This window comes from Pseudarthrobacter sp. NKDBFgelt, from assembly GCF_046097905.1.
GTDB classification, from domain to species: Bacteria; Actinomycetota; Actinomycetes; order Actinomycetales; family Micrococcaceae; genus Arthrobacter; species Arthrobacter polychromogenes.
Genome location: NZ_JBJURL010000002.1, coordinates 17952 through 35897 on the forward strand (window position 1 = coordinate 17952; position 17946 = coordinate 35897).

Annotated in this window: 11 protein-coding genes; 6 read left to right on the forward strand and 5 right to left on the reverse strand. The window is 63.2% G+C overall.

Annotated elements, in window-relative coordinates; genetic code table 11:
• Positions 1-3679: 3679 nt before the first annotated feature.
• From trxA to ACKAE7_RS00870, 5 genes are all read right to left on the reverse strand, one after another.
• Positions 3680-4006, reverse strand: coding sequence for a thioredoxin (trxA, locus tag ACKAE7_RS00850; protein WP_104186691.1), 327 nt, complete (start codon positions 4004-4006; stop codon positions 3680-3682).
• Between the two features lie 35 nt (positions 4007-4041).
• Positions 4042-4998: a thioredoxin-disulfide reductase gene (gene trxB / locus ACKAE7_RS00855; protein WP_408978274.1), complete on the reverse strand. Its 957-nt coding sequence runs from the start codon at positions 4996-4998 to the stop codon at positions 4042-4044.
• A 259-nt stretch (positions 4999-5257) separates the two neighbouring features.
• Entirely contained in the window at positions 5258-6832 is a 1575-nt protein-coding gene (locus ACKAE7_RS00860) for an ABC transporter substrate-binding protein (protein WP_408978275.1), read from the reverse strand.
• A gap of 165 nt (positions 6833-6997) precedes the next feature.
• Positions 6998-9175 (reverse strand): murein biosynthesis integral membrane protein MurJ, encoded by a 2178-nt coding sequence (murJ, locus tag ACKAE7_RS00865; protein WP_191035113.1) that lies wholly within the window; start codon positions 9173-9175, stop codon positions 6998-7000.
• A 71-nt stretch (positions 9176-9246) separates the two neighbouring features.
• Complete coding sequence (locus ACKAE7_RS00870; RefSeq protein WP_104186702.1) at positions 9247-9747, reverse strand: NUDIX hydrolase; 501 nt, start codon at positions 9745-9747, stop codon at positions 9247-9249.
• Between the two features lie 207 nt (positions 9748-9954).
• On the opposite strand from ACKAE7_RS00870, the gene ACKAE7_RS00875 reads away from it, so the two are divergent.
• The 6 genes from ACKAE7_RS00875 (at position 9955) to ACKAE7_RS00900 (ending at position 17920) form a co-directional block, all read left to right on the forward strand.
• A complete protein-coding gene (locus tag ACKAE7_RS00875; RefSeq protein ID WP_408978276.1) occupies positions 9955-11478 on the forward strand; it encodes a CCA tRNA nucleotidyltransferase in 1524 nt (507 codons plus the stop codon).
• Positions 11475-12059 (forward strand): histidine phosphatase family protein, encoded by a 585-nt coding sequence (locus ACKAE7_RS00880; RefSeq protein WP_102976429.1) that lies wholly within the window; start codon positions 11475-11477, stop codon positions 12057-12059. Before ACKAE7_RS00875 ends, ACKAE7_RS00880 begins: the two co-directional genes overlap by 4 nt.
• Before the next feature lie 582 nt (positions 12060-12641).
• Positions 12642-12779: a hypothetical protein gene (locus tag ACKAE7_RS00885; RefSeq protein ID WP_188810656.1), complete on the forward strand. Its 138-nt coding sequence runs from the start codon at positions 12642-12644 to the stop codon at positions 12777-12779.
• A 163-nt stretch (positions 12780-12942) separates the two neighbouring features.
• Positions 12943-14409 (forward strand): glycosyltransferase family 87 protein, encoded by a 1467-nt coding sequence (locus tag ACKAE7_RS00890; RefSeq protein ID WP_408978306.1) that lies wholly within the window; start codon positions 12943-12945, stop codon positions 14407-14409.
• The gene (locus ACKAE7_RS00895) at positions 14402-15850 is read left to right on the forward strand and encodes a phytoene desaturase family protein (RefSeq protein ID WP_408978277.1); all 1449 of its coding nucleotides are present in this window, start codon (positions 14402-14404) and stop codon (positions 15848-15850) included. Before ACKAE7_RS00890 ends, ACKAE7_RS00895 begins: the two co-directional genes overlap by 8 nt.
• Before the next feature lie 81 nt (positions 15851-15931).
• Positions 15932-17920: a penicillin-binding transpeptidase domain-containing protein gene (locus ACKAE7_RS00900; RefSeq protein ID WP_408978278.1), complete on the forward strand. Its 1989-nt coding sequence runs from the start codon at positions 15932-15934 to the stop codon at positions 17918-17920.
• Positions 17921-17946 lie beyond the last annotated feature (26 nt).

The window sequence follows — 17946 nt, forward strand, 5'->3', positions numbered from 1 at the left end:
GCTTGTCTGTGCGAGATAGCTGGCCATTTGAGTAGCCGCTAAACCGGCGGAGTTGGTCTACGCTAAATCAGCGAAGTTGTTGAATGGCAGGTCTGTGTGTGGCTTACTGGACAGTTCAATTGGGCGCTTCGCAGGTATCCAAAACGGCAGGGCGGTGCCCCTAATGTTTCACGTGGAACATGTGGCGGTAGGTAGTGGCCGCGACGCCGCCTTCGTGTCGTAGTCCTGTGGGCTCTTCTTGCGTAGAACGGCATTCTTCTTAGGAACTATTAGCCCTAGTCGTCGCTAGGGAAGGTATTTAGGCTAGAGAGCTGGAGTCCCCCACTGCGTAGGCGGCCTGGGCAAACTTGTCCGGCTTCAGGTTGATGCGATTCTCGACCGTTGTCTTGTGCAGTATTGACGCCGATGATGTCTTGTGGCCCAGCGTTGCGTTGGCGCATGTGTTCCAACGGCATTTCGGGCCTCGGTCTCAAAAGGCTGTCCAACACGTATTCAAATCCAAGACGACAACCGCTGCCCGGACTCGCTCATCTACAGTTATGGGCACTGTGACCGGACAGTTTGGTCGTGGCGGAGGACTCCATCACATTGGTCGACAAGTGCAAACGTTCCACGTATGGCCGAATTGCGCAAACGTTCCGGTTTGACCAGGTCGTGCATAGGCCCGTTTCACGTGAAACAGGGACCGATCGGTAGGGACGAGCAAAACACTGTTTTGGTCGGCTCGAAAGTTCAGGCTAATGCCCACGCCGTAGTTTGCGTTGAAGCCGTTCTCAAGGTTCGAGTCAGCGGATCTCACGACCTCGACGAGCGGTGGGCGAGGACGCATTCCGAGCGGGAGGAGGGCACGCAGGGTAATCGCTTCAGCGTGGGGCGCACTGTTGTCGAATAGCTGCGCTGGCCCGCTGGCGGCCGACATTTACTCCCAGCTTCGACCCTACGAATCTGAGCCATTTCCCTGGACCTCGCGTATTGGTGGGCCATCGGGCGCCAATTGCTGGACATGTAGCGCCGCCCAGTGCCAGGAACTGTCGGGCGTCCCATGTGCGTGGCCATGGGACGCCCGCGGCATATCATTGACGCGCCCCCACAAGCCCGGTTCCGTGCGACAGTGGATCCAGTCCTTGCTGCTCTCCCCTGGCCGATGCCACTCTAGTCCTCGTTGAATCCTGCGCGACCGTGGTCCTTTAGCCACTGACTGTATCCCGGATTATGGTGCTTGTGCGTATCTAGAACTGCGGAGGTGCCACAAGGTTTCACTATCGCGTGCCATCCTGGCAGAGCACGAATTCGGACTATGTCGCAGGAGGTTAACGGCTTTTACGCCTCTGATCCAGGGGTGGACAACTGCATCTCCACCTGCACCTTTCGGCCCAGGATCATTTCTTGCTGGTAGCGCAGACCGTGGAAAACGCTGTGGATAACCATGTGGATAGGAGGCTGTCGGTTGGGAGAGTTTTAGGGCCGTCTTGCTTTACGGGTTTGCCAGACTGGCGCAAAATTTTTGGGCTTCGCAGGTGACCGACAATGGGGCCCCTCGTGTTTCACGTGAAACACTCGGCGGTTTGCTGTACGCGGCGCGCACAAGACGAGATAAACAGCCTGGATGCAGCTATTTCAAGCAACTTTCCGGCATTAGGAGAACCGCGCACTCTGGGGCCCAGAGCCGTGAGATGCAACACTACTTGTAGTCACCGACTGGCGGCCGTATATCTGTCGATCCCCGTCAAATAGATGGCAGGGCCAAGGGCCTCGCGCCCTGTGGATATTGCTGTGAATACCCGTTGGTAGCTCTGTGGAAAAAGGTGTGGATATCTATCATGGTCTATAACCCCTGGTAGCGCGCTGGCGATGCATAGAGGTCAACGTCGATCAACACCGGTCTAGGAGTCCAAGGCTCTTCGCTTCTTTTTGACGCGCCCGGATTTCAAGTCGACGCCAATCCCAACTCAGCGCTCATCAGCTGAGTCGGTGAACTAATACCGTCATTTCCCTGGAGATGTCCAGTTTCTCCTCTTGCGCCGTCACCTGATGCCCTGCACATGGATTGGACGGCAGCTCCGCGGCTTCCTTTCCTGTGATCGGCCAGACAAAGGGCCATCCCTTTGAGCAGCGTGCGAAGTCCTCCGCGCTGAGTAGGAGAACGAATTGCGCACAAACCCCTCCTACCCATCCTCCATTGCAGGCGATAGGACCACGTACCGCAGAACTGAGCCCCGTCATCGCTAGCCCCAATGGAATGACATCGGCGCGTCTGCAGCTCAAGTCAGATCGTTGGCGTCCTACTGCCTAGGTGCTGCACCCTGGTGAAGGGCTGCATCGCGGTTCGAGGAGGACGGACCGCCGGCCGCGCATTCCGTTTCACGTGAAACAGTACGTCGCATCAAGGGGCTTCTGCTCTCCGCCTACGTCAAGACTGCGGCTTGAACGCAAAGCCCTACTCGTTGGGGATCGGAAAGCGCGCTTCGATACTGGCGTTCCAATTTAGGCGGGTCTGCATCAGCGAAAGGCTGTTACCGCGACGCACAATTCACTCGTCCTACTGCAGGTCCGCTGCCGTTCGCCCCGTGTCTGAACATGCGTGAACTCCATGACCCCTCTGGTGCCCGCACGCTACGTTCCACGTGGGACGGAAGGATAGAAGATCGGCTGGTGACCGTCGGCATGCACATGCGGCTCGTTTTGCAGCCTAAGGCAGATCGACTGCGGAGTGGACCATCATGTCTGTCGGTGACGTGGCTGGCTGAAACCGCGGCACGCTGGGGCCTGGTCGTTCTTCCACGTCTGGGGAGCAAGCACACTGTGCTTCTATGGCACTCGGCAGGTGTACTGCGCAGGTCGACTGATCCTAAAGGGCGCGCCGCGGGCCAACTCTGCCAGTGTCACTTGGGCCTTAGGCCTGTTGCCGCCATTCTCCCAGGAGCAGGGCAGGGGTGGGCCGGCGCTGGAATGTCTTGTCAACCAGCACCTTAGCCCGATAGTCGCACCATGCATTTGTTTTTGTTTGTTCGTGTGTCCTTATGAGGAAATGGCGTTATGAGTTGTGGCTCGGGAACTCTACGTGGCAATGGTCTCAGCCCACTTGATGTTTCACGTGAAACCGCAGCAGACGCCTAGCCAACGGTTACGGAGGCCTTGCAGCCAGCTCAGGAGGTCTCTGGTGATATCTTGCGCCTTCTCCGCCCAAGCACCTCCGGAGAACAGCGGCCTGGCCTTTCCCGCTGCCGTCCTTTCTTCCGGCCTTGGTGGCGCTTTCGCCTGCTGACGCGGTCGGGGAAAAGTTCCCATGTAGCCCTTTGTCTAAGAGTTCGACGTAGCGGTTCATTTGCCAGCTCACGGAGCAGATTGCTACCCAGATGCCTTTTTGGTCGTCAGGAGGCACACCGAAAGCCTGAAAGTGTTCCGCGAGCTGAGAGGGCACACCGCTCCTGGGCATCAGGTGTGGACCAAAACCGCGCCACATTTGGTGCTTCAGCTTTGAGCACAATAGTCCAGAGCCATGTTTCACGTGAAACAAGTAGACCGCCGCGTTGGTGAACACAGACACAGCGGTTTGTCATCGGTTTCGGCACTGCAGTTGTCGGCATGTGGCAACGTTGCTGGCAGCTGGCAACAAAAAAGTGGCCACCGTCATGCAGTGGCCACTCTTCTGTTCAATTCAGCCGAGCTATAGAAACCCCTAGGACAGAACGTCCGCGAATTCCTTTTCGAAGAACTGCTTAGGCTTGGCGCCGATGACCGTGCTCTTCACTTCCCCACCCTGGAAGAGATATACGGCGGGGATTGAGGTGATGCCGTATTCGGCAGCGATAGCCGGATTGTCGTCGACGTTTACCTTGACCACGTCGACCTTCTCGCTGTATTCCACGGAGATCTCATCCAGGATCGGGCCCAGCTTGCGGCAGGGGCCGCACCATTCAGCCCAGAAATCAACGATTACCGGCTTGTCGGAGGACAATACGTCCGTGCTGAAGCTTGCGTCCGTTACGTCTTTTGCGTTGCTCATAACCTGATCTCTCTCTTCGGGTATCGTGGCGGTACTTACGCGGGCAAGTCTGCGAGGTAGTGCTCAACATCGATCGCCGCGACACAGCCGGAGCCTGAAGCGGTGATCGCCTGGCGATAGGTGGGGTCCACCACATCACCGGCCGCAAACACGCCGGGAATGCTGGTCCTGGAGCTGCGGCCTTCGACGGCGATGGTTCCCTCAGAGGTGAGGTCCAGGATGTCTTTGACCAACTCGGTTCGGGGGTCGTTGCCGATCGCTACGAACACGCCTGTGACTGCGAGATCCGAAACACCTCCGTCAAGGAGACTCTTGACCTTCAGCCCGGTGACCTTTTCCTCGCCGATGACGTCATCCACAGTGCTGTTCCAGACAAAGTTGATTTTCTCATGGGCCAGGGCACGGTCGGCCATGATTTTGGAAGCCTTCAGGGAGTCCCGGCGGTGTACAACCGTGACTGACCTGGCGAACTTGGTGAGGAACAGGGCCTCCTCCATGGCGGAGTCGCCACCGCCGATCACGGCAATGTCCTGATCTTTGAAAAAGAAACCGTCGCAGGTTGCACACCAGCTAACGCCGTGTCCGGAGAGGCGCTTTTCGTTCGGCAGGCCCAATTCGCGGTAGGCAGATCCGGTGGAAAGGATGACGGCCTTCGCCTTGAAGCTCTCACCGGTCGCGATGGTGACCGTCTTTACCGGCCCTTCAAGGTCAAGACTGGTAACGTCCTCGAACTGGATCTCCGTGCCAAAACGGACAGCCTGCTTCTCGAAGTTCTCCATCAGGTCTGGACCCATGATCCCTTCCGGAAAGCCCGGATAGTTCTCAACGTCTGTGGTGTTCATGAGTTCGCCGCCGGCCGTGACGGAGCCGGCAAGCATCAGCGGCTTCAGGTTGGCACGTGCTGTGTAGACAGCTGCCGTGTAACCGGCCGGGCCTGAACCGACAATGATGACATCACGTACATCGGACGCGGTGTTTTCTGCGATGGTCACTGAACGGTGAACCTCTTCCTTGGTTGACGCGCCCCTCGTGGAGGCCGGCCACATGGCACAACTGCTGCGTGTTGCTGATTATTCCGGCGCCAGGACATGGTGGACCACCGGTGCACAGCAGGCCGCTGTCACCGTAGGCGCTCTTTCAAGGTTACCGCCCCGGCGGCAGGAGTCCGCGTGCTCCTGGATGTGTCCAGGATTCCACACTAATGACTGCCAAGGCCCTCACGAACGCCACCCACAGTCAGGAGGAACCTGGTTACTGGACCTTGATCTCCGCGAGCCGGATGCCGAATCCGTAACGGGTCTTCGGAGCAGCCAGCCGCGGCAGGGAGTTGATGGAGACGATCACATACTCGGCCTCCACCGGCTCCGCCAAAGGCATGGTCAGGTCAGTGGACGTGAAGCTGTTGGTTCCTACTGCTTTAGCCCCATCCAGTGCAGGACGGTCGTTGGTGTAGACAGTGATGTTGCCACCCGAGCCGCCAAGCTGCGAAAGCGTAATGGAGGACACCTGGGTGGGCTCCTCGAGCTTCACCACCAGGGGGACACCCTGGGGTGCCAATCCGCCCCAGTTCTCGGTGGCGAACTCCATGTCGGACCAGAAGCTCGCGGCGTTACCGTCGTACGCCCTGACGAGGTCGCCATCAAAGGTGGCAGCAAAGTCGAAGTTGCCCTGCCTGGTGATGCTCTCGATGGCCGGGGGTGCAGCCGGCGGGGCCGTTGTGGGTGCCTGCGTCGGAGCCGAAGTGTCTTCAGGAGCGCTGCTGTTGGCGCCGGGTGCCGTGGGCACTGCCTGCGGCTGCGAGGAGAACAGGCTGCCCAGGTTGGTGACGGCAAATACCAGTCCGGCAATGAGCACCACGGCCAGCAGTCCACCAACCAACCAGCGCATGGACCGTGGCTCGCGGGCGGGTTCGTCACGGTCGTCGTCGTCGTAAGGGCCCTGATCGGGAATGGACGCGCCGCCACCAGCTGCCGGTGCAGCCGACCGTGCAAAAACGGAAGATTTCTTCTTCTTGGCCTCTGGTTCGTCGTCGACCGAGGAATCCACCGCGGCATGCTCTTCAGCGTGCGCGTAATCGTCATCGGACCACAGCGACACCTTGGGCTTACCGGCAGGTGAGCCGGGGGATCCTTGCGTGTGGCCTACAGCCGGCGTGTGGGCGGCCTGGTGATCCTCCGCGCGTGCCGAACGATCGGTTCCGGAGCCGGCGGCAGCGGCCGCACCTGCGGCTCCTCCCGCAGCAAGAGCTCCACCGGCTGCCGCTGCCTGGCCTCCAGCGGAGGCCCCGTTGGACGAGCGTCCAGAGGAAGGCGCGGCAGCAGGACGAACTGGTGGTTTCGGCGGAACAGCCGGCGCTGCACGGTAAGGATCCACCTGGCTGGCGTGGTTGTCCGAGTAGTTGATGTAGCCGGCTTCTACATGGTCTTCATCGTCGTAGGGTTCCGGCTCGTTCGACCGTGGCTGGCCAAAGATTTCGCTTCCCAGGGTGTCCGTGAAAAAAGGTTCCACGTAGGGAGGATTGGAGGCCACCACCAGGTCCAGCAGATCCGCTGCGGAAGTGTGGTTGGTGATGAGGTAGGTGGCTGCCTCGCTCATGCCGAGGTCCAGGACCTGGACGGTGCCGGGACGTTCGCCGGTGGCTACTTCCCGGGCGCTCTGGGCAACCTGTTCGGTGTTGCCGGGTCCGGCCACCAGTATGCTGACGGGACGGTTCAGGACCTGATCCACACCGTCCAGCACCAGATCGTGGTCGTGCGACGCCAATACCGTGGCAGTGACCTTGTAGCGGCCGCCCAGTACTGATCCGACATCGATCGGGTTGGACACGTGTTCCTCCTAGACTGTCCGGGATTGCCGGCTTGAATGATGCAACCACCGTCCAGGAGCCGGCGGGCGCCTGACCCCTGGATGCAACTACCCCTGTACCTTTTCGATCCTAGCCGATTGCGTCCCTTCCACCTTGGACGAAGGCAGCCGGAAACCGCGGGAACGTCACTTTTTCCGGGGTTTCCTCGGCTTGAAATGGGGGTTCTCTCCGGGCTTCCCCTGGAAGGTGCGGCGCCCTGGAAGGGGGATCTGCTCCCGCAGGAAACCTCCCCGTGCCGTGCTGGGCTGGTCCTCTCCCGGGAGGTAGTCGCCGTCGGACGTTGGCGGGCCATCGCCGTCGAGCGGTTCCTTTTCCCGCGCCCCGCGTCCGGGCGCCGCCTGCTCCGGGGCCGGCCCGGCCCTGAAGGATACGGCGTCGAACTCACCTGAAATCCTTGGGATGAGGCCTGTGTCAACGGACGTGGTGGCACGTTCCGGCTGCTGGCGCCCACCGGATGGTGAATCATGCGGTGAGTCAGACGGCGCACCGGAGGGCGCGTCCGACGGCGGGGTCCCGCCTCCAGCGGGAGGTGCGGCCGGTCCGCCGCGCCCCAGCCGGCCGAGGAGGGGCCGGAGAAGGTCGCGCAGTTCGGAAACCCGGAACAGCTTGAGGAGGAAGAAGTAGGCCACCAGCATGATTGGGCCCACCACAACGACGGTGATGAGGGCTGCCAGTCTGTCGCGCCAGGCAAACCCGTCCGGACTGTAGCTCCCCAGGAGCCACAGGGCACCCGCGCCGGCGATGGCGGAGCCCAGCGCTGCATACCCCATGCGGATGTAGGAGTTGGCGATCCGCGGCCCGTCCAGGTGCCCCAGGAGGCGCCGCAGGAACCAGGCGCTGATGACCACGGAGAGGATGTTGCCCACCATGTAGAGGACCGCGATGGCGTAGATGATCTGCGTGACGGGCAGGAACTGGATGGCGAACGCCCCGGCCACGTAGACAACGGCCAGGAGCAGCTGGACGTAGAACGGTGTGCGCGCATCCTCATTGGCGTAGAAGACACGGGACATCATGAAGTTGGCACTCATGAACGGCGTGCTGAGCGCCAGGATGGTGAGCGTCTGGGCCAGCATCACTCCGTCCTGGCGGAGCCCGCCCGAGAAGAACATGCCGAGGGGACCTGCCAGGGCAAACAGCGCCAGTGCACCGAACACGGTTGCCACCGCCATGGTCCGCAGTCCGTGCGAGAGGGCTTCACGCAACGCGTCACGGTTGCCGTCCTGGGAGGCCCGGGTCATCCGGTTGAACAGCACCGTGGCCAGGGACAGGGCAATGATGGAGTGCGGCAGCAGGTAGAGCTGGCTGGCCACCTCCAGCACGGCGTTTCCTGGCAGCATGTAGGCCGAGGGGTCCCCTGCCTGCTGGAGCCTGATGCGTTCCGCGCCGGGGATGGTGGCGATACGCATGACATAGAGGAACGCGAGCTGCCCGACGGCGGCGGTCAGCAGGGTCCAGACGCTCAGCTTGGCTGCCTGGCCCAGTCCCACTCCCCGCCAGCCGAAGCGGGGCCGGATTCCAAGCTTCAGCCTCATCACGGGGATCATCAGGATGGCTGTTTGTGAAATGACGCCGATGGTTGAGAACCCGGCTACCAGCAGGGTCTGGGTGGCGCCCCAGTTGTCCAGGGTGTGCGGGTTCACCTTGTTCTCGCCGAAAATCCAGATGAACATCCCCAGGCCGGCTATCGCCACCAGGTTGTTCAGGATGGGCGCCCACATGGCGGGTCCAAAAGCCCCATTGGCGTTGAGGACCTGCGTCAGGAGGGCATACAGGCCATAGAAGAAGATCTGCGGCAGGCACCAGAAAGCGAAGGCCACGGCCAGCGCTTTCTGCTGCGGAGTGTATCCCTGCGTTGTGAGTTCAATGACCCAGGGTGCCGCCAGCGTCACCAGCGCCGTCAGTCCCAGCAGGAGCAGCACAGCCAGCGTGAGCAGCCGGCTGATGTAGTCCGCTCCCCTGTCCGGGGCCTTGCTTGCCTTGATGATCTGCGGAACAAGGACAGCATTGAACACCCCGCCCGCCACGAGCAGGAAGATCAGGTTGGGCAGGTTGTTCGCATTGATGAAGGTGTCATTGACAGTGGAGCCCAGGCCGAGCGCCGTGCCCAGCATCCAGGTCTTGCCAAAGCCCAGGAACCGGGACACGAGCGTCCCGGCGGCCATGATGGCACTTGACCGGGTTTCACTGGCAGCCACGGCGCCAGGGGTGCTGTCCGGGCCCGCCGGCTCGGGGGGAACGCCGTCCGGGACGGCATCGCCGGGCCGGCCGGCTTTATCGGAAGGAAAGTTGGTAGCTGACATCGACTTCATCGTCTCACCCGAAGGCAGTTAAAGCCGCAACGCAGGCGCCCTGCGTCCGGGAACCTGCAGTCCTAGAGGTGCTCCGGGAGAACCTCGCGGGCGAGGTCGGCAATCCGGCGTTCGTTGGGGAAGGACAGCTTCCGGGCCAGCTCCTGGATGGGAACCCAGGCCACGTCCACGGCTTCCTGGTCCGGATCGTTCTCGATGGTCAGTTCGCCGCCCGTTGCCCGCAGGAGGTAATGGTGGACCGTCTTGTGGACCCGGTGGCCGCTGACTGTAAACCAGTAGTCAATGCTTCCGAGCGGCGCGAGGATGTCCCCCTCGATGCCGGTTTCTTCGGCAATTTCCCGGACCGCTGCCTGCTCGTTGTTTTCCTTGCCCTCCGGATGGCCCTTCGGCAGGCACCATTCCAAACGTCCGCCGCGGTTAAGGCGGGCGATGATCGCAACCCTCAACTCGGCGTCGGACGTGTCCACTACAACGCCGCCGGCCGAGACTTCCTCAACCGTGGGCAACGATGCCGGTGCCGCATGCTGGGCAGGGGCAACGTGCGCACCGATTGCCGACGGCAATGGTGCGTTTGTCCTCCTGCCGGGAGCGCTCGGTACTGGATGGGCCATGGAGTCCACTCTAACGACTGTTGCCCGTTCGTGATGACCGGAACATGACACCAACATGGACTGCATATGACGCACTTTGCCGGCGGTGGAGTGATTCCGCACGATCTTGACCGTATTTTGGCCTGCCGATGCGCTGGTTTCTGACAAGCTTAAGTAACTATGGCTCACGCACAACACAAGACAGATTCCCAGACCGTCGATTTCCAGGTGGACCCGGTGGTCCTGGAGCTCGGCCGGCGCTTTGTGGACGCCGGCCACGAGCTGTCACTGGTGGGCGGCCCGGTGCGTGACCTTTTCCTGGGCCGGACCTCCCCCGACCTGGACTTCACCACCGATGCCACCCCGGACCAGACGGTTGCCCTCATCAAGAAGTGGGCGGACAACTACTGGGAGATCGGCCGCGCCTTCGGAACCATCGGCATGCGCAAGGCAGGATTCCAGATCGAAATCACCACCTACCGGGCGGAGGCGTACGATCCCGATTCCCGCAAGCCCGTGGTGGCCTTCGGTTCGTCCCTGACAGATGACCTGCTCCGGCGGGACTTCACCATTAACGCCATGGCCCTGAAGCTGCCCTCCCTGGAACTGGTGGATCCTTTCGGCGGCGTACGCGACCTCCATGCCTCCGTGCTGGCCACTCCCGGGGCGCCGGAAGCGTCCTTCTCGGATGATCCGCTGAGGATGATGCGCGCGGCACGCTTCGCCGCCCAGCTTGGAGTCTCCGTCCACGAGGACGTCCGGCAGGCCATGACGCAGATGGCCGAACGGATCACCATCATTTCCGCCGAACGGGTGCGGGACGAACTGGTCAAGCTCATCTGCGGCGCCCGCCCGCGCGTCGGCGTGGACCTGCTGGTGGACACAGGACTCGCCGAGTTCATGCTGCCCGAGGTTTCGGCGCTGCGGCTGGAATCGGACGAGCACCACCGGCACAAGGACGTCTACCAGCACTCCCTCCAGGTCCTGGAACAGGCAGCGGAGCTGGAGACGGACAGTGAGGGTCCGGTGCCAGGTCCGGACTTTGTGCTGCGCTTCGCAGCATTAATGCACGACGTCGGGAAGCCGGCGACGCGCCGCTTCGAACCGGGCGGCGCGGTGAGCTTCCGGCACCACGACATGGTGGGAGCGAAGCTCACCTCCAAACGGATGAAGGCGCTGCGTTTCGACAATGACACCACCAAAGCCGTGGCCCGCCTCGTAGAGCTCCATATGCGCTTCTACGGATACGGGGACGCCGGCTGGAGCGACTCCGCAGTCCGCCGCTACGTGACCGATGCCGGGCCGCTGCTGGAACGGCTGCACCGGCTCACCCGCTCGGACGTCACCACCCGTAACCAGCGGAAAGCGGAACGACTGGCCTTCGCCTACGACGACCTCGAGGCCCGCATCGCCGCGCTCCGTGAGCAGGAATCGCTGGATGCCGTGCGGCCCGACCTTGACGGTGCCCGGATCATGGCCCTGCTGGGCATCAAACCCGGTCCGGTGGTGGGGCGCGCCTACAAGTTCCTGCTTAACGAGCGGATGGAGAACGGTCCCCTGCCCGCGGAGGATGCGGAAGCACGGCTGCTCCGCTGGTGGGCAGGCCAGCCTGAATCAGCGCCTGCCGAACCCACGCCCTTGGCGCCTGGCGCTGGAACGTCCCCCGCCGTCGTCGAGCCGTCCCATTCTGAGGAGTCCAAGTGACCATTCCTGCCCTTGCCCCACGGCCCCAGCTCTGGATCCTCCGCCACGGTGAGACCGAGTGGTCCAAGAGCGGCCAGTACACCGGGCTTACGGATCTTCCACTGACCGTCGAGGGTGAACAGCAGGCCGTGGAGGCCCGGAAGGTGCTGGACCCCGTGGACTTCGACCTGGTGCTCACCTCGCCGTTGAGGCGCGCGCGGCGTACGGCCGAGCTTGCCGGCTTCCCCGATGCCCAGCACGAACCTTTGGCTGTTGAGTGGAACTACGGCGATTACGAAGGGATTAGCTCGGACCTGATCCGCAAGGACAATCCGGACTACCTCATCTGGACCCACGGCGTTCCCAACGGCGAAACGCTGGACGAGGTGGCGGCCAGGGCAGACAAGATTATCGGGCGCGTGCTTGAGTCCGGCATGGACAATGTACTGATTGTGGCCCACGGCCATTTCTCAAGGATCCTTACCGCACGCTGGCTGGAATTGCCGCCTACGGAAGGCCGCCATTTCATTCTGGGTACCGCAAAGGTCTGCACTCTGGGGTGGGACAAAAAGACGCCTGCGATCGTCCGATGGGGCCTCTAAAAGAGACCACCAAAATAAGGTTGGACAATTTTTGGATATTAAGTAGCCAATAGTCCAACCGGTGGTGTAATTTTATTCCTGATCCCAGAGCGTCCCGCCGGGATCGCGGCGCACCGTGCCGGGTCCTTGGCCCGTGCAGCGGCAGAGCAGAAAAGGAGGTTGGGAAAATGATTACTTTGACTAGCGGATGGAAGATGACCATCACCGCTGCCCCGGCCCCTGATGCTTTTGCGCGCCCCTTTAGGGATTACGCCGGCTCCTAGCCGCTACTCCCGCCTGGAGCCCAGGCAGCAGCGTCCGTCAGCGGGCATCGGTCCGGCTGGACACCGGCCTGGTGCAGGTGCAGCATTGCCAAACCGTTCCCGCGGAAGCACGGACTTTCCCCTTAGCACTCTTCCGCCTTTCTTCCCTGCACAATGCTGCTTTAGTGCCGATGTGCAGGGAATTGGCGCCAGTTTCTGCGTAATTCTATTCGTGCTGCCCATAGTGCCCTGCTGCATTCCCTGATATATCCGCCATAAAAGGGCTTAATTGCCGTGCCCCTTTATGCATGCCATCCCACAGGGAAAGGAGGTGATGACCATGAAAAAATTCCGAAAACTCCTATTGCCGGCCCAAGGACGGCGCAGCAGCCGGAGGAAGTTCAACGAGACCCTGCTGGAAAAGCAGCGCGAGGATGTATTCGTCCTGATGCACCAGCAGATCGGCGGTACCCGCTAGGGAGGGCACCGCCCGGGTGACCCGGGCAGCCACGAAAGAAGTACCTCAGCCAGGAGGCATCGTGAACACCAGCGAACCTGTGGCCGGAGCCCACGCCGTGACGCGTGGGCTCCGCGGCCCGTGGCGCCAACCGGGTTCCGGACACGGCGGTAAGCTCGAAGCCATGGAGGACACCCAGCCGCCCGAGCATCGAGGAAGGCTGCGCCTCGTTGTTCCAAGCCGCAGCGATGTCCTGCTGAGGAACTTCACGGAATTGGTGGGCGGCCCCCTTGGAGCCCGGTCCGCTCCGGGCATAGTTTCCCCCGGTGTCTTCACCGTGGAGCGGGTACTGATCCTGCTGACCGTCCTGGCGGCACTGGCAGGCATCATGCTGAAGGGATACTGCCGCGCCAACGGATGGGAATCCCCCACCCAGTTCTACGCCACCTGCTATTCCGACTTCCCCGAACTGTTCCGGAACCGCGGACTGGCAGACGGGAACTTTCCCATCCTGGGCACCGGGAGCCAGTTTGAATACCCTGTCCTGACTGGCCTTATTGCCGGGATAACGGCCTGGTTGGTCCCCGGCGCAGGAGCCTCGGATGCCCGGATCCTGGCCTACTTCGACATCAATGCCGTGCTTCTGGCCGCGGCCGCGGTGGTCACGGTCCTGGCCACCGCGCGGATGAGCGTCCGCCGGCCCTGGGACGCAGCCATGGTGGCTTTAGCGCCGGGCATCATCCTGGCCGGCACTATCAACTGGGATCTCTGGGCGGTGGCCCTGCTTGCCGTGGGTATGTACTTCTTCTCCCGGGAGAGGCTGGTGCTGGCGGGGGTCTTCATCGGGCTTGCCACGGCCGCAAAGCTTTATCCGCTGCTCATTCTGGGCGCCATCCTCCTGCTTGCCCTCCGGACCGGACGGTTCCAGCCGTTCCTCAAGACGGCGGGGGCCGCGGCCGTCTCGTGGAGCGTTGTCAATCTCCCCTTCGCCGTCGCTAATTTCCCGGGCTGGGCCTACTTCTTCCAGTTCTCGGCCGACCGCGGCGCCGGATACAGCTCACCCTGGTTCGCCTACAACCTGGTGCTTGGCCGGTTAAGGGGGCAGGAACTGAGCGGTGCGGCCGTAGACCTGCTGTCCCTCGGCTTGTTTGCGATCGGCTGCGGCCTCATTGCCGTTGTTGCCCTGACCGCACCGCGCCGCCCGCGCCTGGCCCAGCTTGCCTTCCTGATTGTGGCGGCCTTTATCCTGACCAACAAGGTGTATTCACCGCAATTTGTTGTATGGCTGATCCCGCTCCTCGCGCTTGCCAGGCCGCGGTGGCGCGAATTCCTGGTCTGGCAGGGCATCGAGGGCCTCCACTGGGCTGCGGTGTGGATGTACCTTGGACAGGTGACCAGCGCAGGCTCCTCCCAGCACAACCTGGATATGCCCTACTACGTCCTGGCCGTGGCCGCGCACATGCTGGCCCTCGCCTACCTGATGGCGCGGGTGACCTGGGATATCTACGACCCCTCGTACGATCCCATCCGCCGGCACCACCTGGACGATCCGCATGGCGGTCCGTTCACCGGAGCGCCGGACCGGTTCCGGCTGAACCTCCGCCGCCGGGCCGGCTCCACGCTCCCGCAAAAAGCAGCATCCGATGCCTGACGTTACGGTGGTGGGCGCAGGACCCAACGGGCTGGCCGCCGCGGCCGTCATGGCGCGGGCAGGGCTTGCCGTGGAGGTCTTCGAAGCCGCGCCCGTGGTCGGCGGCGGAACCCGTACGGCAGAACTCATGCAGCCGGGCCACTTCCATGACGTCTGCTCGGCCGTTCATCCAATGGCCCTGGCCTCCCCCTTTTTCCGGGCCTTCGAGCTTTCCGGGCGGATGGAGCTTGTCACTCCTGAGCTCTCCTTCGGATCACCGCTGGACGGCGGACGGTCCGCCCTCGCCTACCGGTCGCTTGACCGGACCGCAGCGGGACTCGGCCGGGATGGAGCTGCGTACCGGCGGCTCATGGGCCCCATCGTGCGGAACATCGACGACGTTATGGACTTCACCCAGAACCAGCTCTTCCGCCTTCCCCGCAACCCTGTGGCCGCGGGCATTTTCGGCCTGCGGACCTTGGAACAAGGTTCGGGCCTCTGGAATGCCAGGTTCCGCGAGGAGCCAGCGCCTGCGCTCCTCAGCGGTGTTGCGGCCCATGCCGTGTCCCACCTTCCGTCCCTGGCCGCTTCCGGAGCAGGGCTGATGCTCGGGGCGCTGGGCCACGCTGAAGGATGGCCCATTCCCCTGGGCGGTTCTGCTGCCATCGCCGCCGCCCTGGCAACGGACATCGAGGCGCATGGCGGCGTCCTCCACACAAACACCCCCATCAACCGGTTGACGGACCTTCCACCCGCGCGGGCCACGCTCCTTGATGTTGCGCCGCGCGGACTGGTGGACATGGCCGGTGACTCCCTTCCCGCCCGCTACCGCAAAGCCTTGGAGTCCTTCCGCTACGGGAACGGCTCGTGCAAGGTGGACTTCATACTGTCCGGTCCCGTGCCGTGGGAGGCTGCGGAACTGGCTGACGCCGGAACGGTCCACGTGGGCGGAACCAGGGCGGAACTGGCACACGCGGAAAACGAGGTCAGTGCCGGCCGGCACCCCGAACGCCCCTACGTGCTGGTGGCCCAGCCTTCCCGGTTCGACCCACGGCGTGCTCCCGCCGGCCGCCACACCCTGTGGACCTACTGCCACGTACCGGCTGGATCAACCAAGGACATGGCAGAAGCCATCACCGCACAGCTGGAGAGGTTTGCCCCCGGTTTCAGGGACCTCGTGGTGGACACCAACGTGGTGACGGCGGCGCAGCTGGCAGAGTACAACCGGAACTACATCGGCGGCGACTTCAGCGCCGGCACCATGGACCTTCGCGGCCTGGTCCAGCGGCCCGTAGTGTCCCGGCATCCATGGCGCACTCCCCTGCGCGGCGTCTATCTTTGTTCCTCCTCCACGCCGCCCGGCCCAGGGGTCACCGGTATGCCCGGCCTGCACGCGGCAACCCATGCGCTGAAGGACATATTCCACCTGCCCGTTCCGTCCTTGGGCCTGGGTGGCGCATAGCAGCCGGCAGCGCCCGTAGAACCGCCTGTAATACCGCCAGTATCGCCAGGCGCACTGCTTGTCCCGGGGCATAATGGCCGGATGGGGAAATCAAGAAAACTTTCGGTTGCCGTAGCTGCGCTCATTCTGGGAACCTCTCTGGTGGCCTGCGACGACGGCAGGAGCGGGGCAGAAACCGCAGCACAGCAATTTGCCACAGCCGTTTCGAGACTGGATGTTGCGGGGGTGGCCTTCGACGGCAAGGACGCCGCTGCCGCCAACGACCAGCTGCGCGGCGTGTTCAAGGCACTGGATCCACAGAAGCCCGCAGTTGAAGCAGGCAGCATCACCCTGGACGGCGACAACGCCTCGGCGCCCTTGAACTACACCTGGAAATTCGGTGAAGCAGAGTGGAAATACACCGTACCGGCGAACTTTAAGAAGTCCGGGGACAAATGGCTTACGGTCTGGGACCCGGCAACCCTGGCACCCGGGCTCGCTGACAGCGAGATCCTCACCAAGGGGGCCCAGTCCCCACAGCGCGCGGATATCCTCGGGGCGGGGGACGTCCCCCTGGTCACCTACCGGCCGGTGGTGAACGTCGGCATTGACAAGCCCCAGCTGGGCGCTGCCGATCCCACCGACTCTGCCACCAGGCTCGCTGCACTCGTTGGGGTTGACCCGGCCGGCTACGTCCAGCAGGTGAAGGCCTCCGGGGCGGAAGCCTTTGTTTCCGCGATTACCCTGCGGGATGAGGGCCGCACCATCACCAACGAGCAGATTGCAGCCATCCCCGGCGCCCGTGCCATCGCCGCCTCGGTGCCGCTGGCACCCAGCAGGACCTTCGCCCGCGCCGTGCTCGGCACTGTCGGGGAAGCCACTGCTGAGCAGATCGAAGCCTCGGAAGGTGCCCTGACGGCGGGTGATGTGACCGGCATCGGCGGGTTGCAGCAGCAGTATGACGAACAGCTCAGGGGGACGGACGCCGTCGTAATCCGCGCGCAGCGCGCCGACCTGACCCGCGAACAGATCCAGTCCGCAGCAACTGACCCCCGGCGTGTGCTCTTTGAAGTGGCGCCTGAGCCCGGTACACCGCTGAAGACCACTATCGACCCGACGCTGCAGGCACTGGCGGAGACCACCCTGGAGGAGGTGGGCCCGGCGTCGGCGATCGTGGCGCTGCGCCCTTCCAGCGGTGCCGTCCTGGCCGTGGCCTCGGGTCCCGGCAGTAACGGCTACAACACGGCCATGCTGGGCCAGTACGCGCCCGGGTCAATCTTCAAGATGGTGGACTCGCTCGCCATGTTCCGCAACGGGCTGACCCCTGATTCCAAGGTGGAGTGCACGCCGACGCTGACGGTGGACGGGCGCACCTTCAAGAACGCCGATGGTTATCCCGAAGATTCCCTGGGCTCCGTCACCCTGCGTGACGCCTTTGCGCATTCCTGCAACACGGCGTTCATCGCCGCCCGGGACACCGTGTCACAAGGACAGCTCGAGGCTGCCGCCCTGGCCATGGGCATCGCCGTCGAAGCACCGTCCCTGGGCGCGGACGCGTTCCTCGGATCCGTCCCCGGCGAGGCGGCAGGGACGGAGCACGCCGCGTCCATGATCGGGCAGGGCAAGGTGCTGCTTTCTCCCCTGGCGGCGGCCATGATGGCAGGCTCCGTGGCCAAGGGCGCGTCGGTGTCGCCCCAGCTGGTCCTCAATCCCGACGGCGGTGCTGCCGCTGCCGGCACGACGAGCGGTTCCACGGCACCGGCGGCGCAGCCTTCCGCCACCGCCACGGCGGAAGCGCCGTCGACGGCCTCGGGTGAGCCGATCACCGCCGCCGAGGCCGCTTCCCTGGGTGACATGATGCGCGCCGTGGTCACCTCCGGGCATGCAGGCTTCCTGGCGAGCGTTCCCGGAGCACCTGTGGGGGCAAAGACCGGGACCGCTGAATACGGCAAAGAGACTCCCCCGAAGACGCATGCCTGGATCGTGGCTGTCCACGGCGACCTGGCAGTGGCCGTGTTCGTGGAGGACGGCGGACTGGGAGCGACGACGTCCGGGCCGCTGCTGAAGGAGTTCCTCACCGCAGCTGGGTAGTTTTTGTCCACATATGCAGACTTCCA